Origin of the sequence: Flagellimonas profundi, from assembly GCF_017313275.1 — a bacterium.
Taxonomy (GTDB): domain Bacteria; phylum Bacteroidota; class Bacteroidia; order Flavobacteriales; family Flavobacteriaceae; genus Flagellimonas; species Flagellimonas profundi.
Genome location: NZ_JAFLNM010000001.1, coordinates 1,022,807 through 1,048,129 on the forward strand (window position 1 = coordinate 1,022,807; position 25,323 = coordinate 1,048,129).

At 39.4% G+C, this 25,323-nt stretch carries 29 protein-coding genes; 16 read left to right on the forward strand and 13 right to left on the reverse strand.

The window, feature by feature from the left end:
• The first annotated feature begins 38 nt into the window (after nt 1-38).
• Nucleotides 39-722, forward strand: coding sequence for a DUF2461 domain-containing protein (locus tag J0654_RS04720; protein WP_207026501.1), 684 nt, complete (start codon nt 39-41; stop codon nt 720-722).
• Here the strand turns inward: J0654_RS04720 and J0654_RS04725 are convergent.
• Nucleotides 708-1,121, reverse strand: a complete 414-nt coding sequence (locus tag J0654_RS04725) for a glyoxalase (RefSeq protein WP_207026502.1) — start codon at nt 1,119-1,121, stop codon at nt 708-710. The genes J0654_RS04720 and J0654_RS04725 overlap by 15 nt on opposite strands.
• A 204-nt stretch (nt 1,122-1,325) precedes the next feature.
• On the opposite strand from J0654_RS04725, the gene J0654_RS04730 reads away from it, so the two are divergent.
• From J0654_RS04730 to J0654_RS04745, 4 genes are all read left to right on the forward strand, one after another.
• Entirely contained in the window at nt 1,326-2,342 is a 1,017-nt protein-coding gene (locus tag J0654_RS04730) for a hypothetical protein (RefSeq protein ID WP_207026503.1), read from the forward strand.
• Nucleotides 2,343-2,386: 44 nt separating this feature from the next.
• The gene (locus tag J0654_RS04735) at nt 2,387-2,569 is read left to right on the forward strand and encodes a hypothetical protein (RefSeq protein ID WP_417948592.1); all 183 of its coding nucleotides are present in this window, start codon (nt 2,387-2,389) and stop codon (nt 2,567-2,569) included.
• An 83-nt stretch (nt 2,570-2,652) separates the two neighbouring features.
• A complete protein-coding gene (locus tag J0654_RS04740) occupies nt 2,653-4,383 on the forward strand; it encodes a recombinase family protein (RefSeq protein ID WP_207026504.1) in 1,731 nt (576 codons plus the stop codon).
• A gap of 165 nt (nt 4,384-4,548) precedes the next feature.
• Nucleotides 4,549-5,094 (forward strand): tyrosine-type recombinase/integrase, encoded by a 546-nt coding sequence (locus J0654_RS04745; protein WP_207026505.1) that lies wholly within the window; start codon nt 4,549-4,551, stop codon nt 5,092-5,094.
• Between the two features lie 21 nt (nt 5,095-5,115).
• On the opposite strand, the gene J0654_RS04750 is transcribed toward J0654_RS04745, so the two are convergent.
• The 4 genes from J0654_RS04750 to J0654_RS04765 form a co-directional block, all read right to left on the reverse strand.
• The gene (locus J0654_RS04750; RefSeq protein ID WP_207026506.1) at nt 5,116-5,568 is read right to left on the reverse strand and encodes a hypothetical protein; all 453 of its coding nucleotides are present in this window, start codon (nt 5,566-5,568) and stop codon (nt 5,116-5,118) included.
• A gap of 139 nt (nt 5,569-5,707) precedes the next feature.
• Nucleotides 5,708-5,935 (reverse strand): hypothetical protein, encoded by a 228-nt coding sequence (locus J0654_RS04755; protein WP_207026507.1) that lies wholly within the window; start codon nt 5,933-5,935, stop codon nt 5,708-5,710.
• 227 nt (nt 5,936-6,162) lie between these two features.
• The gene (locus tag J0654_RS04760; RefSeq protein ID WP_207026508.1) at nt 6,163-6,315 is read right to left on the reverse strand and encodes a hypothetical protein; all 153 of its coding nucleotides are present in this window, start codon (nt 6,313-6,315) and stop codon (nt 6,163-6,165) included.
• Nucleotides 6,315-7,034 carry an SOS response-associated peptidase gene (locus J0654_RS04765; protein WP_207026509.1) on the reverse strand — a complete coding sequence of 240 codons (720 nt, stop codon included), beginning with the start codon at nt 7,032-7,034 and terminating at the stop codon, nt 6,315-6,317. The genes J0654_RS04760 and J0654_RS04765 overlap by 1 nt, the downstream gene beginning before the upstream one ends.
• 1,063 nt (nt 7,035-8,097) lie before the next feature.
• On the opposite strand from J0654_RS04765, the gene J0654_RS04770 reads away from it, so the two are divergent.
• The gene (locus tag J0654_RS04770; protein ID WP_207026510.1) at nt 8,098-8,949 is read left to right on the forward strand and encodes a hypothetical protein; all 852 of its coding nucleotides are present in this window, start codon (nt 8,098-8,100) and stop codon (nt 8,947-8,949) included.
• Between the two features lie 308 nt (nt 8,950-9,257).
• Here J0654_RS04770 and J0654_RS04775 read toward each other — a convergent pair whose 3' ends face one another.
• Nucleotides 9,258-9,833 (reverse strand): hypothetical protein, encoded by a 576-nt coding sequence (locus J0654_RS04775; RefSeq protein WP_207026511.1) that lies wholly within the window; start codon nt 9,831-9,833, stop codon nt 9,258-9,260.
• A gap of 83 nt (nt 9,834-9,916) precedes the next feature.
• Nucleotides 9,917-10,150: a hypothetical protein gene (locus J0654_RS04780; protein WP_207026512.1), complete on the reverse strand. Its 234-nt coding sequence runs from the start codon at nt 10,148-10,150 to the stop codon at nt 9,917-9,919.
• Nucleotides 10,151-10,316: 166 nt separating this feature from the next.
• On the opposite strand from J0654_RS04780, the gene J0654_RS04785 reads away from it, so the two are divergent.
• Together J0654_RS04785 and J0654_RS04790 are read left to right on the forward strand one after the other, a co-directional pair.
• Nucleotides 10,317-10,778: a hypothetical protein gene (locus J0654_RS04785; protein ID WP_207026513.1), complete on the forward strand. Its 462-nt coding sequence runs from the start codon at nt 10,317-10,319 to the stop codon at nt 10,776-10,778.
• Between the two features lie 15 nt (nt 10,779-10,793).
• Complete coding sequence (locus J0654_RS04790) at nt 10,794-11,420, forward strand: hypothetical protein (protein ID WP_207026514.1); 627 nt, start codon at nt 10,794-10,796, stop codon at nt 11,418-11,420.
• On the opposite strand, the gene J0654_RS04795 is transcribed toward J0654_RS04790, so the two are convergent.
• A complete protein-coding gene (locus tag J0654_RS04795; RefSeq protein ID WP_207026515.1) occupies nt 11,417-11,680 on the reverse strand; it encodes a hypothetical protein in 264 nt (87 codons plus the stop codon). The two genes, J0654_RS04790 and J0654_RS04795, sit on opposite strands and share 4 nt — an antisense overlap.
• Before the next feature lie 424 nt (nt 11,681-12,104).
• Between J0654_RS04795 and J0654_RS04800 the strand changes: the two genes are divergently transcribed.
• The 4 genes from J0654_RS04800 (at nt 12,105) to J0654_RS04815 (ending at nt 14,852) form a co-directional block, all read left to right on the forward strand.
• On the forward strand, nt 12,105-12,500 hold the full coding sequence (locus J0654_RS04800; RefSeq protein ID WP_207026516.1) for a hypothetical protein: 396 nt from the start codon (nt 12,105-12,107) through the stop codon (nt 12,498-12,500).
• A gap of 329 nt (nt 12,501-12,829) precedes the next feature.
• Nucleotides 12,830-13,213, forward strand: coding sequence for a hypothetical protein (locus tag J0654_RS04805; protein WP_207026517.1), 384 nt, complete (start codon nt 12,830-12,832; stop codon nt 13,211-13,213).
• A 162-nt stretch (nt 13,214-13,375) separates the two neighbouring features.
• Nucleotides 13,376-14,260: a DUF72 domain-containing protein gene (locus tag J0654_RS04810; RefSeq protein WP_207026518.1), complete on the forward strand. Its 885-nt coding sequence runs from the start codon at nt 13,376-13,378 to the stop codon at nt 14,258-14,260.
• Nucleotides 14,261-14,432: 172 nt separating this feature from the next.
• Nucleotides 14,433-14,852 carry an acyl-CoA thioesterase gene (locus tag J0654_RS04815; RefSeq protein WP_207026519.1) on the forward strand — a complete coding sequence of 140 codons (420 nt, stop codon included), beginning with the start codon at nt 14,433-14,435 and terminating at the stop codon, nt 14,850-14,852.
• Here J0654_RS04815 and J0654_RS04820 read toward each other — a convergent pair.
• Nucleotides 14,849-16,132 carry a dipeptidase gene (locus tag J0654_RS04820; RefSeq protein ID WP_207026520.1) on the reverse strand — a complete coding sequence of 428 codons (1,284 nt, stop codon included), beginning with the start codon at nt 16,130-16,132 and terminating at the stop codon, nt 14,849-14,851. The genes J0654_RS04815 and J0654_RS04820 overlap by 4 nt on opposite strands.
• Before the next feature lie 100 nt (nt 16,133-16,232).
• Here J0654_RS04820 and J0654_RS04825 point away from each other — a divergent pair, with 100 nt between their 5' ends.
• Nucleotides 16,233-17,036, forward strand: a complete 804-nt coding sequence (locus J0654_RS04825; protein ID WP_207026521.1) for a hypothetical protein — start codon at nt 16,233-16,235, stop codon at nt 17,034-17,036.
• A gap of 12 nt (nt 17,037-17,048) precedes the next feature.
• Complete coding sequence (locus J0654_RS04830; RefSeq protein WP_207026522.1) at nt 17,049-17,408, forward strand: hypothetical protein; 360 nt, start codon at nt 17,049-17,051, stop codon at nt 17,406-17,408.
• 410 nt (nt 17,409-17,818) lie between these two features.
• Here the strand turns inward: J0654_RS04830 and J0654_RS04835 are convergent, their stop codons facing one another.
• Nucleotides 17,819-18,682: a sigma-70 family RNA polymerase sigma factor gene (locus J0654_RS04835; protein WP_207026523.1), complete on the reverse strand. Its 864-nt coding sequence runs from the start codon at nt 18,680-18,682 to the stop codon at nt 17,819-17,821.
• Between the two features lie 243 nt (nt 18,683-18,925).
• Between J0654_RS04835 and J0654_RS04840 the strand changes: the two genes are divergently transcribed.
• Nucleotides 18,926-20,437 (forward strand): DEAD/DEAH box helicase, encoded by a 1,512-nt coding sequence (locus J0654_RS04840; protein ID WP_207026524.1) that lies wholly within the window; start codon nt 18,926-18,928, stop codon nt 20,435-20,437.
• A gap of 138 nt (nt 20,438-20,575) precedes the next feature.
• A complete protein-coding gene (locus J0654_RS04845) occupies nt 20,576-21,811 on the forward strand; it encodes a glycosyltransferase (protein ID WP_207026525.1) in 1,236 nt (411 codons plus the stop codon).
• A 37-nt stretch (nt 21,812-21,848) separates the two neighbouring features.
• On the opposite strand, the gene J0654_RS04850 is transcribed toward J0654_RS04845, so the two are convergent.
• From J0654_RS04850 to J0654_RS04860, 3 genes are read right to left on the reverse strand one after another with little or no spacing between them, the layout of a single operon-like run.
• Nucleotides 21,849-22,238, reverse strand: a complete 390-nt coding sequence (locus tag J0654_RS04850; protein WP_207026526.1) for a hypothetical protein — start codon at nt 22,236-22,238, stop codon at nt 21,849-21,851.
• Between the two features lie 54 nt (nt 22,239-22,292).
• Complete coding sequence (locus tag J0654_RS04855; RefSeq protein ID WP_207026527.1) at nt 22,293-23,606, reverse strand: serine hydrolase domain-containing protein; 1,314 nt, start codon at nt 23,604-23,606, stop codon at nt 22,293-22,295.
• Nucleotides 23,607-23,622: 16 nt separating this feature from the next.
• Nucleotides 23,623-25,305 carry an N-acyl-D-amino-acid deacylase family protein gene (locus tag J0654_RS04860; protein WP_207026528.1) on the reverse strand — a complete coding sequence of 561 codons (1,683 nt, stop codon included), beginning with the start codon at nt 25,303-25,305 and terminating at the stop codon, nt 23,623-23,625.
• Between the last annotated feature and the right edge of the window lie 18 nt (nt 25,306-25,323).

Here is a 25,323-nt window from a genome sequence, read left to right on the forward strand (position 1 = left end):
AGGGTAACTTTAATTTAAAAATAACATATTATCGATATATGGCGTCTAATGTTACAATATCAAAGGAAATTTTTGATTTTTTGACCGAACTTAAGAACAATAACAATAGGGAGTGGTTTGAAGAACAGAAGCCAAGCTTTAAAAAACATCAATCCGAAATCAAGAATTTTCTTGAAGCAGCAAAGGTTAATTTAAGCCATCATGATGATATTGAAAAAATGAAGCTGTTCCGTATTTATAGGGATGTGCGCTTTTCCAAGGACAAAACACCATATAAGACCCATTTTGCCGGATTCTTTTCCCGGTTAGGGGCACATTTAAGGGGTGGTTACTACATTCATATTAAGCCAGGCGAATCTTTTTTAGGAGCTGGATTTTGGGCGCCGAACAAAGAAGACCTTTTCAGAATACGAAAGGAACTGGAAATGGACGCCGATGAATTTCGGGAGGTCATTAACCAAAAAGAGCTGAAATCCGTTTGGGGAGAATTACAGGGAGAGGGGGTAAAAACGGCCCCAAAAGGTTTTGACAAAGAACATCCGGATATTGACCTGATTCGAAAAAAGCAGTTCGTTTTCATGCGTCAACTTTCTGACGATCAAGTGCTCTCATCTTCCTTTTTGGATGAAGTGGATAGGTCGTATAGGGCCATACGCCCTTACTTTGATTTGATGAGCGATATCCTTACCACCAACTTAAACGGGGAATCAATTTTGGAATAAGGCTTCTTCTTCCAAAAGTTGGATCTGATCTTTCAGGCGTTCCACCACCATATTCATCATTCTTTTGTTCAAGGCGGAGGAATTGGTGATATAATTCTGATATTCCTCTACGGTAAACTGACCAATGATCATTCCCTTTAGGGAATTCCTGAATTTGATGTCCTTTTGGATGGCCCGCTCAATGTAGTGGAATTTTTTCTCCAAAGAGAGCTCGTAAAAAACCCCTTTATGCTTGTTTGCATAATTCTTGAAAGCCTCTACCAACAAAAAGTTTTGAAGTTTGATGACAGGACGAAGGGTCTTGTTCTGAAAATGCTCATCAAACCCCATTTGGCTATTAAAATGTGACTTGGGAATGTTTGGACGAATGTCCAATCGACGGTCGGACTGTGAATCCATGATTGTGATTTTTAATAAAATTACAGAATGATGAACCGCACACTTTTAAATATCGCAATAGTTGTCAACGATGTTATGAACAACCTTTTTATTTAATTACCTTAGTGTCAAAATATATCCAGCTTTTGAAATCAATGTGATTCATCTGTCAAAATGAGAGCAAGAATCCAATGGCACCTTTAAAGATTATTGAACTTAGCCCTTATGAAAAGTGCACAATTAACCCGGAACATTATCAATCTGGGAATTCCAATTGGTTTGTTGGTAATTCTAATAATTATTACACAATCCTCCCAGATGGTCGGGAACGATATATTGGACCTATCTATTACCATTGATCTACTATTTACTGTTCCATTGGTTTATTTCCTGCTCATCCGAAAAACAAAAACACCAAAAACAACAATTGTTCCAGTACTGATCCTTGGATTGTTGGTCGGCTCATATTTTTTGCCAAAGGAAAGTCAGACTTATTTGGAATTATTTAAAAAATGGATTTTGCCCTTAATTGAAATTTCCATTTTGACTTTCGTGATATTCAAGGTTCGTAAAGCAGTAAAGCATTATAATGCGAAGATGGATTTAACTCTTGACTTTTATGATGCACTAAAGAACAGTTCCCATGAAATCTTGCCCAAAAACTTGGCATCCATCTTTGCTATGGAAGTGGCCGTGTTTTATTATGGCTTAATCAATTGGAAAAAAAGGATAGTCCAAGATGGTGAGTTTACCTATCACAAAAAAAGTGGCGCACCTTCATTGTTTATGGGGTTATTGATGGTCGCGGCCATTGAAACCGTGGGTTTACATTTTTTACTTTCCAAATGGAGTGAAACAGTAGCTTGGATTATGACTGCCCTTAGCATTTACTGTGTGTTCCAACTATTGGGTTTTGCAAAATCCTTGTCCAAAAGGCCAATATTTATGGCGGATAAATCGCTTATATTACGATATGGCATCATGGGAGAAACAGAGATTCCCTTTTCCATTATAGATGATGTAGTTTTATCGACAACGGACCTGAAAAAGGACAAATCAACTTTAAAGTTGTCCCCTGTAGGAGAACTGGAACAGCACAATGTTGTAATCAATTTGAAAAAAGAAAATACGTTGCGAGGTCTTTACGGCATCAAGAAAAAGTATAAAACCATCGGGTTTTATGTTGATGAACCCCATGACTTTATAGAAAAAATGGAAATTGCATTACACCAAAATTCATGACAAAGAGTTTGCGGGACAACCAATAACCACAGAGATTATATTAAATGAAATTCGGAAAAGTAGACCATCCAGAACTTATAGATTTTACCATACCACCCGATCATCCCGACACCCATGTAGTACTATCTAAAAACAAGACAGGTGCAAAAACCAAAATACATCTTGGCTGCGCCAAGTGGAACAGGCAGGAACTCAAAAATTTCTATCCAAGAGGCACAAAGGTTTAACTATCTATTGGTAAACTTCACTATATCTTCCCAGCATATTTTTTATTTATCGTCGTCCTAAAGTGAACGAAAAACAAAAAATCATGCTAGGAATCTACATTAGAAAATCAGTTGACCACGATAAGCAGAAGTCCCTCAGAGAGCAGGAACTTCTTGGTATTGAACTTGCGAATAGAATTGATAAGCCCTACACAATTTACAATGAGGGCATCGTATCAGGAGCCGACATTTCGGCGGAAAGACCAAAGTTCAAGGAAATGATTTCGGACATCGAAAAAGGCAAGCTAGAAGGTATCTTCATCTGGGAAACGTCTAGGGCCGCAAGGAATACTAAAAGCTGGCTTGTTTTTGCCGACATATTGAAGGACAACAATGTTGTCCTATATGACAATGGAATGAGCATAGACCTTTCTGATCCCCAACAATACATGTTTTACACCCAAAAAGCAGCTTATGATGAGTTCTACGCAAAGTTGACCTCAGAGAAGATCAAGACCGTCTTGAAACGCAACGCAATGAACGGATTTGTTCAGGGACGACCTCCAATAGGATATAGAAAAGGGGAGAGCGGCAAAGTGGAAATTGATCCAGAGCGCTCAAAACTTGTCAAAAGGATATTCAGGGATTCTTTGAAGGGCAAAGGATCCAGAGCAATAGCCAATGAGCTTTCCGAGGAGGGCATACCAACCCAAAGAAACAAGAAGTTCTGGGCCTCCAACACTATTTTGGATATCATCAAGAACCCATACTATAAAGGGGTCAGGATTCAGGGCGGGGTAGAGTACGAGGTGCCTTCAATATTTGATGAGACCTATTGGCAGAAGGTTAACGACAACCTTAAAAAGAACAGAATCTTTTCTGGCAGGGGAGTCGACCACAAATATCTATTGAACAAGGGTATGATAGTTTGCGGAGTTTGCGGCAAGAACTATTTTGGAAGGAAGAACAGCAACTCCAAATGGGCCTACTATCTATGTGCCAGCAGAAAATCAAGATTGGAAGATTGCCACAACAGGGCATTGAACCTAGAGGTGTTTGAAAGCTTTGTCTGGAACAACTTATTCAGGAACGATGAAATGTACAAAAGGGTCAAGCAAGCTTTTAAGAAGGGTGATAGTGAAGAAAGATCAAAATCAAATAACCTAAAGCTTAACCAGAATAAAAAAAACATCAAAGAGATCAAGAAGAAGATCAGCAACAATTACCAGAACTTCATTGAGGAGCTAGTGGACAAGGACAACTACATCTCGACAAAGAACAGCTTGGAGTCAAAACTACAGAGGGCAATGGAGCTACTGGAGACGCTTGAAAAGGAACAGCAGTTGTTGAATGATGAGAAACGCTTCCTCACGGAAATAAAGAACGATATACCAATGCCAAAAGAATGGATGGGTCACAGTGATGACCAATACTATAGGGAGTACAACGAAAGGCTTTGGAGAAAAAGTCTGGCAAAAGCCGAATTGAAGAGCAATAAACTGATAATCGACAGCTCCATCCCATTCTCAGAAAAGAAGGAGATCATCGGCAAGTACATTAAACAGATTAAGGTGACATTCGAACACAAAAGAAAGTTCTTCCGAATAGAAGTGGCCTTCAACATTCCCATACCCAATGAAATCTATATCATCAATGATCTACAGGACTTTGCGGGAAACAAAAAGACTAAGGATATTTTTCCCATTAAGCCAATGAAAGACTACAGTCCATATCCCTCTGGTCAAAATGTATTCAAAAAGTTTAACCACTTTAAGAAAAAATTCGAGAAATTGACAGGGGGAGGCAAAATACATCATGATGTGTTTAGCACGTAGTATTCATGTAATTGTTTCATTTCATTATAAATGTTCAGAAACCCATGAAAATGAACATTTCCAGTGAATATGATCGTTAGAATCGAACACTTGATCGAAAATGTTCAGTTTGGTTTGGATCGGTTATAATTTGAACATAATTTACGGTCATTCAAAACTTTAAGGATGACTGGAAGTACTTACCTGGATTATGACAAGGCCCTGGCCAAGGGCATGAGGTTGATCCGTTCTGGAGCGGATCCCAATTTTGGATTGTTGATCGTTGTCGGCATCAATGTCGGTCTAAGGGTCGGGGATCTGTTGAACCTGTCATTTGCCGATCTTAAAAAGGACGTGATCAATATTGTTGAACAGAAGAACGGCAACAAAAGAAAGATAAAGGTCACGGCACCTATCAAAAGGGCCATGGAACATTTCCAGGACTCCCTGGCATATGAGTTGGGCGGCCATCCGTTCACATCGCAAAAAGGAACCGTCTATTCCATCCAGCAAATAAACAGGAAGCTCAAGGACCATTTTAAGGGGAAAAGGATAAGCACTCATTCACTTCGAAAGACCTGGGGCCGTTTTATATGGGAATCCTCCAATCACAGTCCAAAAGCATTAACTCTTTTGAACCAGCACTTTGGCCATGCCAACTTTTCCGACACGAAAAGGTATTTGGGGATTACACAGGACGAGATGGATTCGGTATTCGATTTTTTTGAATAGAAATTTGATAAGTTTTCATAGTTAATCAGCTTTACCAAAGAGCCTATCAAGCTGTTTGGTGGTAAGATAGAAGAATCCGCTTGGCTCATCCTTATGGTCAACAAATACTATAATGGATTTCTTTGAAACAGTTTTTTCTGTTCTTATTACATCTTCCCCAACCTTTAAACTTCTATCTTCATCGTTGTCATACCCCCCTTTTAAGAAGTCGTAAACGTATTCAATATCATCCTCAGTGGCAAAGAACCCCACAACCTTCGCATCATTTAAGTTAGGATACTCAGCATTAAGATATGACAATATGTAATATCTACCCTCAGAGGTATTTTGATATTGTAGTTTTGGAAGATATCGCTGATTTCTGTGACCAGTACCGACTAAAACTGGCTCTTCCCTTACTTCAACGTCCCCCACTTGGGAAGTTGCTAGGTTGAAACTCATCAAAAAGGCTAGGGATAGTAAAACTGTTTTCATATTCAATGGTTAGTGTTCTTTCAAATATAACCAACCAATTGAATAACAACAACCCTTCCCCTTCTAAAGTTGAAGTTAATTGTCTAGGGATTAAGGCTGTGAAAAACAAGATAATATACTTGAACCTATGGAAGCGTTATTAATTTCCAAACTGTTCAAACACATACTTCTCACCTACATCGAAAACTGAACTGTTGGGAGATTGTTCAATTTGGATGAACTCATACCCCTTTGCCTTGATAAATGTAGACACCGCTTTAAAAATACCCTTTTCAAAATAAAAGGTAATCAAGCGATTCCCATGGTAAACTTTCCCTTTTAACCCAATTCTAAAATTGTCATCGTACTGTGAGACTGTGCGTTTCATAACAAAAATATTATATATCTAACACAAAGTTATGAATTCAACAAAGTATATTTTATCCTACATAAGGATTTTATTCACATTTTTGTTCACAGCTTCTCTTTCAACCATATTCCAAAACTCTCATTGTGGTATTGGCTACCATCGTATTCAAAGTGCTTGTACTTGTTAATGAGTCCCAACAAAACTTTGGACACTTTCTCCCTTGGCAACACTGAACCTTGGATGTCTTATACCACTTTTCTCTTCACCATGTACTTGCCATTGTCCACAATGGCCTTGTCACCGTTTTTACCATATACCACCATCCGAGCATACCCATATACAGCATTATAGACCATGGAGTCAAGTTGGTTGCTATTGATTTTGACCAGTTCGGACACTAGAAGAGGCTCTGTTGGTTCAATTCGGGATAATCGACCTTGGTAACTGCGATCTCGTGGTTGGTGTCAACGCCTCTCTTATATAAGTCCCTACTGATAGGATAAGCTTCTATTTCAGATGTGGTAAAACCTGTTTTCATTAGTTCCTTTATACCTAGCTCATGTAGGTCTGGTGACAACCAATCTTCTTCCCAATGCTCATCAAGTATTAAAGGCATCCTCTTTTTCCTGTTATGGATTTCAGCAAACTGCTCATTAGCCTCCACCGTCAAGATGGTACAGGAAAACAGTTCGTCATCCAATTCACTGTACAGGCCTGCAAAAGCGAATAGAGAATCATCTTTATAGTGACAGAAGTATGGGTATGATACATTCTTATGGTGGTGAGGCTCGTGGAAGCCATCTGCGACTATTAGACAGCGTTTATCATAAATGGAATGCTTGTAGGTATTGGATGTGAATACGGACTCACTACGGGCGTTCAGTGTGTTGTATTTTTTCCAAAAAGTATCAGGGTCATTCATACCGAATGGAGGTACATAACCCCACATGGCTGGATAGATTTCTTCAGGGTTGTCCATTGGTATAATATAAAGGTTGCCGTGGGTAAAACCGTTTAGATGGTGATAGGATGTGAATTCGAATTGTATAGCCAAGGTTGCCCTAAAGCGTTTGGTCACATCCTTTTCCTCTTTCCGTAATGTGGTACTGAAGCACATGGTTCCAAGGTACAAAAAAGGTCAAAATCGACAATTTTACTCAAAATCCCCCTCAACCCTTATCCCTGTTGATTTTGTATGGTAAAACACTCATTACAAAAAGGTTTTAATGTAAATGGAAGCGGAACAAGGCTTATGTAGGTTTGCTCACTAGACGCACCCCTTATCTTGGAAGGTTGAGTGATAGAATTCCAATCAAGCTCTTTAGTTTGGTTATCCATAAAGTAACTGGGCAGGTGATGTGCATATTAGGCCAACTCATCTCCCTCCCCTTGAGAATATTAAATAAAACAGCTTGGAAAAGCAGTCTGAGTTTCAATTTGGAAGTATACGGGGCAATTAATTCTCAAAAGGCCTATAAAAGTGTAGTTCTGCCCACTTATATATATTAGTGAGTAAACCTACATGTTTTGGGGTAAAATCGACCCTTTTTGCCCCCTGATTGATTTTGGCTACGGGGCATTTTGATTTTTTCATTTAGGGTGTCGGAGCAGAACAATCAGCATTTGATCAAGTTAGTTTACCCAAGCTATTAACCTATTCTTTCCTTATACCAGTAGAAATAGGGATTTGTCGGAAAAACATTATGGAGTATTTACTAATATTTAATCCTGTTGGTATTCTCAGATATTCTTCCGATCTTTGAACTGTAAAATAAATAAGACAACAAAACATTTTTTGTTAAACTTTGTTTTTTTAACATATTTTCCGTATGTTACGGACTTTTAACTTCTGAATCTTTAGAGTTACCCCAAGGGGTACGCCAATCCGAGCTATACGCATAGTCACGGTGGTACATGAGCCATATTTTGGTTCTGGATTCGGGCAACGCCAAAAATAAATGCGCTCCAAAAAAATTCATTTCAACAACCTACACTTACACGATTTACAAGGGAAACAATACGAGGTATTCCACCCAAATAAGATGTTCGTAGAGGTCAAGCTAAATCAGCTTGAAAGGTTTAACACCATATCCAAAAGCCAAGATTTTTTTGACCATTGGGGAGTCAGTTTTATAATGAACTCACTTATTGGACTTCTGTACTGCAACCCAAACTTCACAATGAATGACATCCTAAGGCAGTATGACATACTTGACAGGAGGTTGTCCATTCCTCAATGGGTCAAGGATGAGATTCATACCGAGGTTGCCTGTATAATGAACGAGAATCTTGTTGAGGGTATAATCAATGAGATGCTGAAGGATGAGAGAGCCATCAAGCAGGTGGGTCTTCAAAGAGCTTGGTTGATTGACACTTCCATAGAAACAAATTCAGATGAGTACAAAGCGCTGTATAAAAAGGCCAAAGGTGAATATACTCAAACCAAGAGGGTTGACCAATTGAAGGCAGTCCTGACCAATTGGGACATCAAAAAGCAAGGAATGCCAACCAACAAAAACTTGGCAGAGTATGTGGGCATCAAAGAATCCACCATCACAAGAAGTTACAGTACCCTAATCAAGGAGGAAAAAAGGCTTGCAAAGGAAGGAAAGAATAGAGGTTCGAGGTCGGATATCGGAAAAAAGATATCCCTTTACTACGATGATAAAGGAATAGGGTATGACCACGGATACCTAATGAGAACCAATGAAAAACTATACTTCCCACTCAATGGAAAGTACACCGTCAACAACTTTGGGGAAATCTGCAAGAAGAACCAAAAAGGTCAGTACAAGGTAATGAGCGTTGACAAGGACGGGTTCTGCCAATTGACCATAGAAGGTAAAAGGTGCAAGGTAAATCCCACCAAGACCATGGTAGAAGTCCTCTTCAAGGAAATGACTGAACCGAACAGGGAAGAATTGGGAGAATCATTCAACCTCTTCTCCATGAACAAGGAACAGCTTCAAGAAAACATCAAAGAACACTCCAACCCAACTACCCTAACTATTAGACAAAATTTATGTCATTGAAAATCAGTTGAATGGCTTTTTTTATGCCCGATACTTTCCCGACATTTCAAAGGACCATATAACTTCAACTTTTTTAAACGGTGTCGCCCATTGCTCCTAGTGAGAGAAAAAAGCTGTGAGATTGGACGGGGCGGTGGGAAAAATTGGATTTAGGGGGGCGGGGTCTTCAATGGGTAGGTTCTTCTGGTCAGACGGACACTATGTTAGGTCAACCTATATTCCTTCGAAGTATTAAGTTTTACTTACCAACGGGTAATTTTCTTTTAAATTTAGCTCTTTATCTTATATAAATATTTGTTTCAATTAACTTACTTCCAAAATTCCCAAAACGGTTTCTTTTTGGGAATGAGTTTAGGTCTATCTGTGTATATTACTCTACCATTCTCATCCCTTCTAGCTGAAACACTGGTTGAACATCTACATAAGTCCCTTGTACAATCTTTATTTGCTAAAGGCAAAACCAAATCATCTGTGATGGGAAATCTTTGCCTCGCCACTGATTTAGCGTGTTCACAGTCGGGGTCTGGAATAACCGCCAACTCCAATATCACATCCTTTCCCTGTCCATCCTTGATTTGCTGTTGAGCCATAAATACCTCCTGAGCCAATCTAAGCCTAGTGTATTGATTACTGTTCTTGCCCTCGTATCTAGATATAAAAACAGACATTAAATGATATATGCTTGATTGAGTTTGTGGTCTATGAGCATTTTCCATTATCAACCTGTTGAACAATCCCCACAAATAATCATTTACAGAGCCTTTTGGTTGCATTGACTTGAACTGTTCAAAGTCCTGCTCAAACTCTTCCCTATTCATACCTGAAATCCTTTCCAAGTTCCTGCCAAAATTATTCCAAGCGGTTTTTATGGTGAAGGTTGTCATAGATATGATTAGTGTTTCTCAAAGATAACCAATTGGACACCAACAATAAACCCCTCCCAAAGTTGCAAGGGGTGTATAATAAACTAGTTCCAAACAGAATCAAATGCCTCCACAATCTGACGCTTTAGGTCAGTTGGCACATTCTCATCAACAATCAATTTGACCTCTCCTTTGGTGGGGTGGGTCTGCATTATGTACATTGCATCAGTGGTGTCAAATTCACCATCATAAGATTCTTTGATGGCACTCACCTTGCTGTTAAACTCTTCCAATTTGGCAGTGTAATCCTGCCCATAAAGTCTTTCAGAAAATTTCATAAAATAGTTTTTTTTTATTAAAATACAAAGGTACGATAAATTATGCTTATGTATTTTTGCTCCCTTTTTTGTACGGATGTTGATAAAAGTGTTAAGAACCGAAGTCAGAAAAATTTCACAAAATTGGGATATGAGCCTATCTTGCTCACTTCAAAACACTTGGATTATGGAATATTGGAAGGTGGCTACCGCCATCATTACACTAGTGGGGTTTGTGTTCTTGGTTTGGAAGTTCGCCCATTACTTGCAGGATAGAAAAGAAAAGAAGCTAAAAGAAATGCCCGTGGAAGATGTCAGCTTTGATAAGATACTGGAAGAATACAACAATGTCACCCCGCTTCAAAGGAAAAAGTTCAAGTCATGCTATGAAGGTGTGAAGGTCAAATGGCATGTGAGTTTCTGTGCAATTGCCGAAACATACCAAATGGGAAGGGTTGTAAAGGTGATAAGTGCTTACAAAAGATTACTTTTTGTGAACTTCAAAACTGACCTGAAGAAATTTCCAATTATCAAAAGTGCCAAGGAAGGTGATAAATTCATAGTCACTGGATTGGTGGACAAGGTTAAAGGGGAAAAAGTTTATTTGAAATTAATCCATATTGAAAAGAACAAGTTTTTTGTAGTCTAATCAACAATCAAGCAAATGAAACCGAACAGATACATAAAAGCAATGGAAATCGGGCTTGCCCACGAAAAAGAAGGTATAACCTATCTCGAATTGTTGAGTCAAATAGAATACGAATTAGGGTATAAATTTAGCTTTGGAGCGGAAAGTTCTTTTTTTGAATGGTTTATTGATAATTTTAGTATTGGAATAGGTAAGTTAAACAAGAATTTTTACAGAAGGCACTTTTTGCGCTATTTGGAGGATAAGCAAATAAATGATATTGACCCTGAATTCGGAAGCTATAAAGAACTAATGCGTATTCTTAATGAATCGTTTCGTTTAGATGGACACGCTGCAAAACAATACCTCGATTATCAAGAGCTGGTTGAATCTAGACAGACCGCTCAAGATGCCCGTAAAGCTTCAACGAAGGCAAATGAGAAAGCTTCAAAATCCATAAGGCTTGCTATATGGGCAATTGTGGTCAGTGCAGCCGTGGGGATATCCAGTATCATTATTGATTGGGTGGCTCTCAGCAATTCCCCCGTGCAACCATACAAAGTCAAGGTCATAGAGAACAAAGAACTGGAAGAGATAAAGGAATGGTTAGATAAAGCTGAAATGATGTTGGAAACCTATGAGTCGGATTCCATTTCAAATTAATCCTTTCTTTCAATGGAGTGTATGTCCTTAATTTTAATTGGTAAATCTAATCTTCCCTTACCCTCCAATTTCACCGTGACAACAATCTCATGCAAATCCTGTAAGTCTGATGAAAGTTTCTCTATGTGGTCAATACTATTTTTAGCGGATTGGATAATACCTTGGATACTTTCGCCGTCCACCTTTTCCAAAGTGACCATTTCATCGATAAAGATTTTGACATATTTGACCCACATACCCAAATATAATTGAATTTGCAATCATCTAATTTTCTTGACACAATAGAAGACTATAAACTTAATTCCGCATTAATTAAAAAGGGAGTGATTGTAGATGAGAAATGGTTAGAGTTAACATAAACAGAAAATAACACTAAATTGCAATATAATAATAATGGGGCGACCAAAGGCCCTTAATTTATACTAGAAAAACAGTGCTTTTTTATACCCCTTTATCTTGATAGCAGGAACATGCATTAAGTCTAGTAACTAGTAGCTAATCCATAAAACATTTACACATTACTTGTAATCAAAATTGAATTACATATTTAAACTCACATATTGTTTTAGTTCAAAATGAACATTCTACAAATTAAGAAGGCCTCTAAAAGAAATTAAAAACTTTTCAGTTATCTTAAAACAGATTAATTGCCAAAATTGTAAGATATATTCAAATCAATTTAAAATGAAAAAAATCATAATTTTAATCTTAATTGTTGCTTTTTCAAACAACTTATATTCACAAACAACCGTAAATGAAAAAATCAATCAAGTAAAAGTGTTTTTTCAAAAACATTGTCAAGCAGAATCTGAAAAGACGGTATTTTTTAATAAAGTGGAGAGAATTTTGGAGTTAGATGGTTATCAAATACCTTTTTTAGATGTAAAGGTAAATTATGTATTTAACGATACATACCCTGAATATAGTGATTATGTGCATTTTGAGTGTGAATACAATAATGAGTGCATGATTGACCCTACCAACAAAAATGCAGTTGGGTTTTATGTTCCCTTTGCATCGAAGGATAAATCATACCAGTTTATTAATCTAATTGCTGAGCTTAGAGAATTTTATGAATAAGAAAATAGTAAAACAATTTATTGCAACTATTTATAAGAAATGTTTCATAAAGTAATTATTATGATGCTAAAATCTGTAAACCACATATAATACGTTACTAATGAAACTTTCTGAATACTAAAGACCGAAAGCAAAACCGCACTTTGTAATATCCCTTTACCTTAACCTTGACACAAGACACAAACTTCAGAAAATCTCACCATTAAATATTGGATAAGGTCCATTAAATATCATTTAATCCTTTTTTCTTGCATCTGATCGAAAAACACCTTCAGCTTTAGGATCTTTTAATGATTAGTTCAAAGTTGCGGCCATAAAACAAGATTGTTATGGAACTCATTAAACTTAAGGTCAAAGAACAGACGGCAACAGGTGCAAGCGCTAAAAATATCGCTAACAGCTTTATTGAAGCATGCGTCATGCTCGATGCAGCAATTCTGGATTCACTAATAGAGGAGGATAAATACTTTGATGACTTGGACAAATATCGATTCTTAGCGTTTCTGAGCAAGCAATTCGATTCGGCAAAGGCAAAGGGCCTAAATAAAATGATCGTTAAAACTGGGCGCTGTCATTTCTGCGCAAGAGGTCATTCCACCTATGAATTCTACGGCAAAGACTCAAAGCCTGAGTTCGCATATGTTGTAGAGATAAAAAACGGTGTGGTAAAGAACATCCTCAACTGTAATCTGAGTTCGGGTTGGGGGTATTAAAGCAGAGGTACAGGTCAACTCAGTTATTAAAAACTCTTTTTTTCAATTTGTGATATTTTATATAAAAACCTATTTATAAAAGCCCCTCCAGTAAGGTAGGGGTTTATTATTTGTAGTCAACCTTTAAATCTATAACTTTATTTAACTTTATAATAAATCCTAATGAAATTCGGAAAAGTAGACCATCCAGAACTTATAGATTTCACCATTCCGCCCGACCATCCAGACACACATCCGATATTAACAGAAACTTCAAGCAATAAGCCTCTGGATATTAGAGTGGGGCACCCAAAATGGAGTTTACCAACATCAAGTTTAACAAAGGATGAATTGGCTTATTATTCCACTCAGTTCAACAGTATTGAATTGAACGCCTCCTTCTATCGTATATTTCCTGCCGAACAGTATGAAAAATGGTATGACAAGACTCCAGAGGGTTTTAAATTCTTTCCTAAGATGACCAGGGAAGTAAGCCATCTTCGACGAATGAACGACAAGGCATTGGAAGCAGCAGACCGATATCTGGAAGTAACCCCTCTATTGAGAGAAAAGTTGGGGACTATTTTTCTGCAAATGCACAATAACTTCGGACCTAAAAATTGGGATAGGGTAGTCCGTTTTGTGGAATACTGGCCCAAAGAGTTTCCTTTGGCCATGGAGTTTCGGCACACCGATTGGTTCAACGATCAAAAAGTTGCCGATGAACTTTATCATTTATTGGAAGAAAACAACATTGCCAATATTTTGGTGGATACGGCCGGTAGGAGGGACCTTATGCACATGAGATTGACCAAGAATGAGGCATTTGTTAGATATGTTGGTGCCAATCACGAATCCGATTATCCCCGTTTGGATGATTGGGTCGATCGTTTATCTTCTTGGATGTCCATGGGATTGGAGAACATTCATTTCTTTGTGCATCAAAACCTTGAGTTGGAATCACCTTTGTTGTCCGCCTATTTCATAAAGCGGCTAAACGACAAATTAGGTTTTGATTTGCACATTCCCAAAACCACTTTGCCCCCACAAAAGCGTTTATTTGATTAAAAAGGCCCCAAATTGATCAAGTTTAAAATCTTGGGTATTTAAAATTATTTACTCAATACTTGCCCAGTGCGAAATATTTCAAATTCGTAATTCGCATAAATTAAAGGGGTTAAGAAGAATCTTCTTCCAAGGATTGATTTAACTTTGCATTAGAATTCTAAACGTTTCAACTATGCGATTTCATTCACGAAAATGGGTAAAACCAGGGGATTTGAATGCCAATGGAACTCTTTTTGGAGGGAAGGTATTGGCCTGGATTGATGAAGAGGCTGCATTGTATAGCATTATACAACTTGAGAACAAAAAAATCGTAACAAAATATATGTCCGAAATCAATTTTATGAGCACTGCCCGAGAGGGGGACATCATAGAAATTGGTATCGAAGTCATAAAATTCGGGGTCACCTCAATTTCACTCAACTGTGAAGTTAGAAATAAGATGACCCACGAAAGTATTGTCACGGTAGACAATATTATTATGGTCAATTTGGATGATAATGGTAATCCCAAGGCCCACGGCAAAACGAAGATAGAATACGTTAAGGACCGTTTGGCCAAAAAGGAAAAAGAAGAGCAAAAAGCTACTTCTTAGCCCATGGTTTTGGCTACGGCCTGAACCTCGTCCAGTACCCGCAACAAGTTGCCACCCCATAATTTGGCTATTTCTTCTTCGGTATAGCCTCTTTTTACCAGTTCCAAGGTTACGTTGAAGGTTTCGGATGCATCCGACCATCCTTCGATGCCACCGCCTCCGTCAAAATCGGAACTGATGCCCACGTGGTCAATCCCAATCAAATCCACCATATAGTCTATGTGGTCCACAAAATCGGAAACGCTAACTGCAGGTGGCACATTGGGGTCAGTTTCTGCCATATCTTCGCCAACATTTCTAATTTTTCGGTAGTTGGCAAAGAATTCTTCGCGCTGCTCGTCCGTTAAAGAACCAAATTGAGAACGTTCGTACCAAGTAACACCCAAGGAGTCGGCCACTTTTTTATAGATTTCTGTCATGTAGGCAGCACGGGCTTCGTGTTTTTCAGTATTCAAGTAAGAACTAAAGGCTACGGTCTGCACAACCCCTCCATTTTCTTTCAAAAGCATTAATTGCTCGTCGTCCAAGTTACGGCTATGGCCGCAAAGTGCTCTGGCGGAAGAGTGTGAAGCAATGATCGGGGCTTTGGTAAGTTCGATCATTTGTTTCATGGCTTCTTTGGACGGGTGGGAAACATCGATCATTATTCCCACACGGTTCATTTCTGCAACGGCCTTCTTACCAAGTTCGCTCAATCCATCGTGAAGCCAAACACTGTCTCGCTCTCCTGTGTTGGAGTCGCTCAACTGGCTATGTCCATTGTGAGCAAGGGACATATAGCGGGCACCGCGTTGCTGGTATTCTTCAATTTTAGAGAGGTCTTCGCCAATAGGATATGCATTCTCCACACCGATCATGGCCGCTTTTTTTCCAGCCGACACAATTCTTCTCACATCGTCGGAAGTAAGTGCCAATTCAATTTGATCCGGAGCAATTTCCTCACATAACTTATGTATGGCCTCAAATTTGGAGATTGCGTTTTCCGAAGCTTTGGCATAACCTTCGGTAGTTAGGGTGTCCTGGCCGGTGTACACCACCAACCAAGCTACATCCAAACCACCTTCTTTCATTTTGGGAAGGTTGACTTGGGTGTCCAAGTTTTGGGTATAGTTGATACTGTCCGTAAAATTTTGAACGTTGATGTCATCATGCGTGTCAATCGTAATCACGGAATCGTGAATCCGTTGGGCTTTTTCTTCCAAGGTTTCGGTCTTTTCTTGTTTTTTTTCTCCGCAGGAGATAAATAACGTAATGCTTAGGAGTAGATAAAAATATTTCATGGTTGGCTTTTTACACATACAAATAAAGCAATTTGACAACAAAATACGAATGCTACGGAACAATAAATTGTAATCCCTAGGTATTATCAACATTTTTAGAATGATTAATAACCTTTATAGCAATAAGTTGAGAACACGTGAACTGTTAACATATCTAGAAAAGTTGGAAATCGGATTGAGCTCGTTCTCCTATGAAGAATTGGGTGTGGTTGAGGCCGGAGAGCTCAAAAAATCCTTTGAAGTCTTTAAAACAGGACTGGAGAATAAGGTTTTTGGTGTTTCTGAAATGAAACAGCTCGAAAGCATCTACAAAAAAGTAGGTATTCAAAGTCTTGACACCAAAGACTCCGACCAAAACTGTAGTGTTAAACTTTTATCGTTGATTCAGGCCTTGGAAGGGACACCCCTTTCCAAAGATCAGCAAGAAATAGTAGAAGAATTAAAAAAACTGGTGCAGCAAACAGCTGAAAAAGATCAAGGTCAGCGTAAAGATACAGAGCGTATGTCCGATTTTGAATTTATAGAAAAAAGCCTTCAGGCTGGGTTTTCCTCTCAAAGTGTTGACCTGCAACCTGTTTTGGAGGACTGTATGGGGCAAATGGAATTGTTGGAAGAACTGGTGCGCATGTTCAAACAAAATATTTTTGAGTTTATTGGTAGTGCCAAAGTCAATCTGATCAACAAAAACTTTACGGAACTGGAACTTTCATGCCAAAAAATCATACCATCACTTCGAATGATGAAGGCTTATGGTCTTTTGGAAGTTATCCAACAGGTTTCAAGATTGTGTAAAACGGACAAAGATGTAAAGCATCTTAATTTTCTGTACGACCAGTTTCTGCAAGAATATCCACGTATTCAGGAGCAGATAGATTTTGAAATGGAAATATTCAGAACTATGTAAAATACCCTGACCATGGCAAGCAAAGAACTTCCAAAGTACCTACAAAGTATATTTTATCCATTATTTCAGCATGCCAAGGATATGGAGTGCCGATTAATGTTGATGGATGAAATGCTGGAAGTGGGGGATAGGAAAGAAATCCCTTTTCTTGCCGAACTGGAGTCTCATGACAACCCCAAAATAAGTAATAAAGCTTTTGAAATAAAAAAGGAATTGCAATCCAAACTTGGTGTAATGTCCAATACAGAGAGAAGAAGGTTGCCGATGAACCTTTGCTTTATCTACGATGAATTTAATATAAGGCCAAGTAAAGTTGATAAGGACCTTGACTTTGAAGTTGAACTGGACATTTTAAATATGAAAAAAGAATAGGACTACACCACTCAAAATAGGATGTACACCACATTTCTTGGTTATGGAATAATCTTTAAAATGAAATAACGTTATACCTAAAACCCCGAACAAAAACCAAAGATTATCATGTTATACGACACCTACGGAGAAGAGTATTTGGCCTTTTTACAAGAACTGAACGAAATTTTGACAGTTAACGAGCTTGCCGAACTTGATTACCTATAGTAGACAACCACCCCAAAACTTGTTACCATGAAAAACAATAACAAAGAAAACACAGCTTATTTGAATTTTATTCAAGATTTGAAAGACCTGCTCACTGATTTTGATATTAGTCTTTTGAGCAAACCATGATGTTTAAGTTTATATCATAAAAAAGGGGATGCTGTTGTCAACATCCCCTTTTTTATTTTCAGCAGTTTAATATCTTATCCTAAATAAGATTTCAAAATTTTACTTTTTGAGGTGTGCCTCAATTTTCTAATTGCCTTTTCACGGATCTGTCTCACACGCTCCCTGGTTAAATCAAAGGTAGTACCGATTTCTTCCAAGGTCATGGATGGTTGGTCACCAATCCCATAATAGAGCCTGACCACATCTGCTTCTCTTGGCGACAAGGTATCCAAAGCCCTGTTTATTTCGGTATTCAAAGACTGGTGCATTAAGCCTTTATCCGGTTTTGGCGAGTCGCCGGCATTCAGTACATCATATAAATTGGATGTTTCCCCTTCTTTTAGCGGAGCATCCATGGACACGTGACGCCCAGTATTCTTTAATGATTGTTTTACTTCGGAAACCGTCATATCCAATTCTTTGGCAATCTCTTCTGGAGATGGTGGACGCTCATGGGCTTGTTCCAAGTAAGAGAAGGTCTTTTTTATCTTGTTGATGGACCCGATCTTGTTCAAGGGAAGTCGAACCACACGGGATTGCTCTGCCAAGGCCTGCAGAATGGACTGGCGTATCCACCAAACCGCATAGGAAATAAACTTAAAACCACGGGTTTCATCAAAACGTTTGGCCGCTTTTACCAGCCCAACATTACCTTCGTTGATCAAATCCGGCAATTTTAGTCCTTGGTTTTGGTATTGCTTTGCCACGGAGACCACAAACCTGAGGTTGGCATTGGTCAATTTTTCCAAAGCAGCTTGGTCACCGGCCCTGATCTTCTGTGCTAGCTCAACTTCTTCCTGCGCAGTGATCAAATCGATCTTACTGATGTCCTGCAAGTATTTGTCAAGTGATTTAGATTCTCGGTTCGTGACCTGTTTGATGATTTTTAGCTGCCTCATTCTAATATCTGGTTTTCTAGTGTTATAAGCTATCATTATACATTATAATCTCCATTTTTCCAAGTCGAAAATGTTATTCTTATCAAAATGTTATGAGCAAATAAGGAATCTGTGTCAAAAAGGGGTCAATTTTTAATTGTTGATACAATTTTGATATAAAAGCCTCCGAGTATTGGTCTCAAGCACAAAAAACCGCTAATTTTGTAGGGTTTTTTATTTAAGAATCCATAACGCATTTTCCCTTTGGAGGTAAACAAAGAAATCAAGAAGAAAACATTATACGATTACCAGGAAGAAGACCTGAATAAAATCTTTACCCAGCTGGACAAGCTTCCGGAGGGCACCAACATTTTGTACCAATTGCCCACGGGTGGTGGTAAAACCGTGGTGTTTTCTGAGATTGCCCGACGGTTTATTGAGCGTACGGGGAAAAAAGTAATGGTGCTGACGCACCGTATTGAGCTCAGTAAACAAACCTCTAAAATGCTGAAAGGCTTCGGAGTGGCCAACAAGGTCATCAATAGTGAAGTAAAGGAACTTTACGATCAAGATGATTACATGTGCTTTGTGGCCATGGTGGAAACTTTGAACAATCGACTGCAGGAAGAAAAGGTGAAAATCAACAATATCGGCTTGGTGATCATCGATGAGGCCCACTATAATTCTTTTAGAAAGCTGTTTAAGTACTTTGATAAATCCACCATTTTGGGCGTAACGGCAACCCCGCTGAGTTCCAACATCAAACTCCCGATGAAGGATAACTACAAGCACTTGATCATTGGCGAATCCATACAATCGTTGATCAATAAAAATTTCCTGGCCAAGGCCAATCTTTACAATTACGATGTAAGCCTGCGCACCCTAAAACTGGGCATCAACGGGGATTATACCGTAAAATCATCGGACGAGTTTTATAGTGCTCACAGCATGTTGGGCAAATTGCTGACAGCCTACGAGGAAATTGCCAAAGGCACCAAAACGCTTATTTTCAATAACGGTATCAATACGTCCCTTTACGTGTACGAGACCTTTAAAAAGGCTGGGTACAACGTAAGGCACTTGGACAATAAAAACACGGCGACCGAACGGAAAGAGATTTTAGAGTGGTTTGCCGAAACCCCGGATGCTATTTTGACCTCGGTAAGTATCTTGACTACTGGCTTTGATGAACCAACGGTAGAAAGCATCATATTGAACAGGGCTACTCGATCGCTTACATTATATTTTCAAATGATCGGTAGGGGATCCAGGGTTTTGCCGAATAAAAATGAGTTCAATGTAATAGATATGGGTAATAATATTGCCCGTTTTGGACCATGGGATGCACCGGTGGATTGGCAAGAAATCTTTCATTTTCCAGATTTTTATTTGGAGAATATCAAGAATGATGAAGAAATCGAACGGGAATTTGTTTACGAGATGCCCGAAGAACTTCGTGCCAAGTTTAGCAAGTCCGACAACATCTCCTTCGATGTGAAAGAGGAATACAAGAAAATCTTTGCACAAGGCAAAAAATCCAAGCTCGTATTGGAAAAAAGTATAGAACAGCATGCCCAGATTTGCGTGGAGAATAGCGAGGATGTATTCGATGCCCGTATTTTAGCCAAGGAGTTGAAGGATGAAATTCAATATCGAGTAAAACAGTACTCCTATTGTATTATGAACAATACCAAAAACTACAAGGAGTGGTTAGAGGAGGACTATGAGCGAAAACTGCGTTCCAGCATCTCCAAAATGTTCGCGGCGAAAATGTAAGGCAGATTTTTGAATGGGTCGATTTCTTGACACATAGAGCTATCATCCTGAGCGCAGTCCAAAGTGCATCGAAATGGCTTTGATTATTGAATTTACACTTAGTACTTTTACCCTTTTCCCTTGTACCTGTAATTTAACATGTCAAAAAAACTGCTCGTCATTGGTTATGTTTGGCCAGAGCCCACAACAACGGCTGCGGGATGCCGCATGCAACAGCTATTGGAAGCATTATTAACTTTTGGTTACCAGATTACCTTTGCCAGTACGGCCAGTAAAACCAAGTACAGTCTGGATTTGGAAAAAATGGGAATCACCGAAGCTGCCATACAGCTCAACCATTCCAGTTTTGATGACTTTGTGAAGGAACTTTCTCCCCACCTTGTGCTTTTCGATCGTTTTATGGTCGAAGAACAATTTGGCTGGAGAGTGGCGGAATTTGCCCCTCAGGCCATTCGAATTCTCAATACGGAAGACCTCCACGCTTTGCGAAAGGCTAGGGAAGAGAACCACAAAAAAGGAAAACCCTTTGAGATTGATGATTGGAAAAACCATCCCATGACTTTACGGGAGACGGCCAGTATGTATCGTTGTGACCTAAGTTTGATGATTTCCACGTACGAAATGGAAATTTTACAACAAGAACTCCATATTCCATCGGAATTGTTGCTGCATTTGCCTTTTATGGTAGATGTTTCGGCCACATCCAAAGACCAATTTGTACCGTTTGAAGCTAGAAAAGGTTTTGTCAGCATTGGCAATGGCAAACACGCACCCAATATTGATGCGGTCAAAGTGCTGAAGCAAGAGATTTGGCCCAGAGTGCGGAAGCAACTGCCAAATGCGGAAATCCATATTTATGGCGCATATTTGCCACAACAAGTGAATGAAATGCACCATCCCAAATCAGGGTTCTATATTGAAGGTTGGGCAAAAAATGTGAATACTGTACTGGAAAATGCAAGAGCAGTATTGGCCCCTTTGCAGTTTGGTGCAGGCATCAAAGGCAAATTATTGGATGCAATGCGGGCAGGCACTCCTAGCGTCACAACAAAGATAGGAGCAGAGGGCATGCATGGCGACCTACCTTGGAATGGAACCATTGCGGATGATTGGGATGAATTTGCCCAAGCTGCGGTGGAATTGCACCAAGGTCAAGAACTATGGGAAAAAGCCCAAAAACAGGGTATTGAATTGCTTCGAACTTTTTATGATAAACAAATTTTGCAGGACCAACTTAAAGAGCAGGTACAACAACTAAGCAAATCTTTAGAAACCCATCGTCAGCAAAATTTTATAGGGAGATTATTACAGCACCAAACAATGTCCAGCACCAAGTATATGGCCAAATGGATCGAGAAAAAGAATAGGGGTTAATGCATTGCCCTCCCTATACACTTAATTATCTGGGACGTCAATCCAGCAATTGGTCTGTAATGATCAAGGTGTATTCAAATGCATTTTCCATGGGTTCGTTCAAAATCCATGATTCGTCGTCAATAGGATTTTGTTCATACCTCAAGAAAAAATCATCGTTTTCCGAGCTGTATATTTTAATGCTCTCAAACAAGAGGGATTCAGACGGCATTACGGAAATGGTTTCGGTATTAAGGGTGGACCCAATGGTAATTGAAGATTGCTTCGCTATTTCCGTAATTTGATTGGAATCATCAATTAAAAACAAATCGGTATCGGTACTGTTTTCAATACTATAATAGGTCTCAAATCCAGAGTCAACAAAGTCGTCTTCACATTGAAACGCCATCAAAAATGGGAACAGGAGCAATAGAAATACTTTTTTCATAGCTTTTTTCCATATAAAGTTAAATCTATTCCTAAAAGTTAGGTTGGACTTATGTTATTCCTTTGTAAACTTTACGGTGGTTCCGCGTTGCTTAAAAAGCATGGTGTGCTCTTCTGGATCAAAGGTCATGTTGATGCCTGCTGGAATAAACTCAAACTCATTTTCATCTATAGCTTCCAATGTAAATGCTGGCTGGCCCGTAGCTCTTCCTTTTAACACACCTTTTTCCACGGTTATTGTTATATCCAAAGGAAATTCGCGAGCGGAATATATGCCAACATAAACCTCCAATTGTTCCGGGGTCACTTCGTAGGTGTTAAACTCGGGCATTTCAAAATCTTCATTATAAACGGTGCTTAAAAGCGCAATGGCTATATCGTTGGTGACCATATTGGCCCCATTCGAGGTCATGGCGAAAGTGACATCACCATCGTCAAAATGTCCGAATATGGAAGAAAAACCATCAATACCACCTGTGTGACCATAGCTGGTTCGTCCATCAAAAGGAAAACGGAACAATCCCAATCCGTAACCCTCTTGAATGTTCTTCATTTGTTCCACATACTCCATGCTGAGCAGGTCACCACCAAAAAGGGCATGACCGAATTTAACAATGTCCGTTGGATTTGAAACTATGGCACCTGCCCCTACGGGAATGGACATATCGGTCTCTGGTTGTTCCTGCCAACTATCCAGATACATGTACGACTTGCATTCGTTGTCCTTTGCTCCAATTTTACCGCCAACATAGGTGTCTGTAAGTTCCAAAGGTTCGGTGATATATTTTTGTAATAATGATGCGTACGGTTTTCCCGTGCTTTTCTCCAAAATATACGTCAACAACACAAAATTGGAGTTGCTGTACTGAAATTTGCTGTCTGGTTCAAAATCACTGCCTGCTTTTACAATTATTTCAACCATTTCGTCCTCCGTTTTCGGTTGTGTCATGTAAGTCATGTATACAAAATCATCGGTAATATTGTGTATGCCGCTCCGGTTCCCCAGCATTTGTTCAATGGTGATATTAGCTGCATTGGGCACTTCAGGGAAAAAATCATCCAATGTTTGGTCCAAAGCCAGTTTACCTGCTGCTACAGCCTTAAATACAAGTACTGTGGTGAACGTTTTGGAAATGGAACCAATTCTATATCTGGAATTGGAAGTTGCCTTGGTTTCAGAAGCCATATCGCAATAGCCCACAGACCTTGTATAGACCAATTCCCCATTTTTAGAAACGGCGACACTTCCCATAAACTTGTCGTTTTCCTCAAGAAGATCAAAATATTGATTTAGTTTGACGGAATCGAACTCTTGCGACCACGCCAAACAGCTTAAAAACAATAAGCCTGATACTATCCAATTTTTCATATACAACGGTTAGTGTTTATTTTTTGATATATCCGGGACCATGTACGACCCGGCCGGGCATATTGCCCGTATGCTCACCATCCTTCAAAACCTGGGTGCCGTTTACAAAAACATGTTGCATTCCTTCGGAGTATTGATGGGGATCCTCAAAAGTTGCCTTGTCTATGATGGTCTCAGGATTAAAAAGGACCACATCGGCATAATTCCCCTCGGCAAGACTGCCCCGTTTTTTTATTTTAAGATTGGTGGCCGGCAACTGCGTCAATTTATGAATGGCACTTTCCAATGGGATAACATTTTCTTCACGAACGTATTTACCCAATAAACGGGCAACGTTCCCATACGTTCTGGGATGGGTGCTAGACTTTAAGAAAACACCTTCGGTGGCAGGGGAGCCTGCATCGGAACCAAAACTCATCCAAGGCAGCGCAATCTGCTTCTTTACATTTTCTTCGGACATTAAAAAATAGATGGTGCCAACACGGCTACCATCTTGTACTACCAAATCCATGGCTGTTTCCTCGGGTGAGGTGCCTCGCATTTCCGCTACTTCCTTTAATGTTTTTCCTGTGAGATATTTTAGGGAATCTGCCTTAAAGCCCACTAAAAGAATTTTACTGGGGTCGCCTGCGGCTTGCATCAAACTTTCCCACTCGTCCGTAGGAGTGGTCATCTCTTCTTTTACTTTTTTTCGAATTTCAGGGTCTTGTAAGCGTTCTGACCATTTATCATACCCGCCTTCTTGAACCCAAGGCGGCATGGAGGCATCCAATCCTGTTGCTCCTGCTACATAATTGTACATATCGGCGGTAATGTGGAGTCCCGCAGCATTGGCAGAGTCAACTTTGGCCACTACATCGTCAAACTTGTGCCAATTTTCCTTGCCGCTCTGTTTAAGGTGATAAATTTCTGCGCGGATATCGGCCTCATCTGCAATACGGATCAATTCATCCAAACTTTCCAATAATCTTGAACCTTCACTTCGCATATGACTGATGTACATGCCATTATACTCAGAGGCAACCTTACAGAGTTCGATCAATTCTTCGGTACTGGAATAAAATGCAGGTGCATATATTAAAGAAGAACCAACGCCCAAAGCACCTTCTTCCATGGCTTGTTTTACCATTAGCTTCATGGAATCCAATTCCTGTGGAGTAGGGGCACGGTCTTCAAAACCTACCGTGTTGATGCGTAAAGTGGTTGCGCCCACAAATGACGCTACATTGGGAGATATACCTTTATTGGTAAGGTATTCCAAATATTCGTTCAAGGTGTTCCATTCAATATCAAATTTGATGTCCCCCTGACTTTCCTGCTCTTCTTTTTTCATAGCCTCGTTGAGCGGCCCCATGGACCAACCTTCACCAAAGACTTCGAGGGTTACACCTTGTTTGATGTCGGCCATGGATCGTCCGTCCTCGATCAGGGATTCTGTGGCCCAACTTAACATATTGATGAACCCTGGAGCCACTACCAAACCTGAGGCATCGATTTCCTGTGTTCCGGTAGCATTCCCCAAATCCCCAATGGCGGCAATGGTATCTGCATTTATCCCAACATCTCCGGTATACGACGGTTTCCCAGAACCATCCACGATTTGCCCATTTTTAATTAGAATATCAAAATGTTGGGGTTGCGAACAGCTGGCAAAAAAAAGAAGGATCATTAAAACTGTAAAGAGCTTGGTTGGTTTCATAGTTTGGTTATTTAGTGA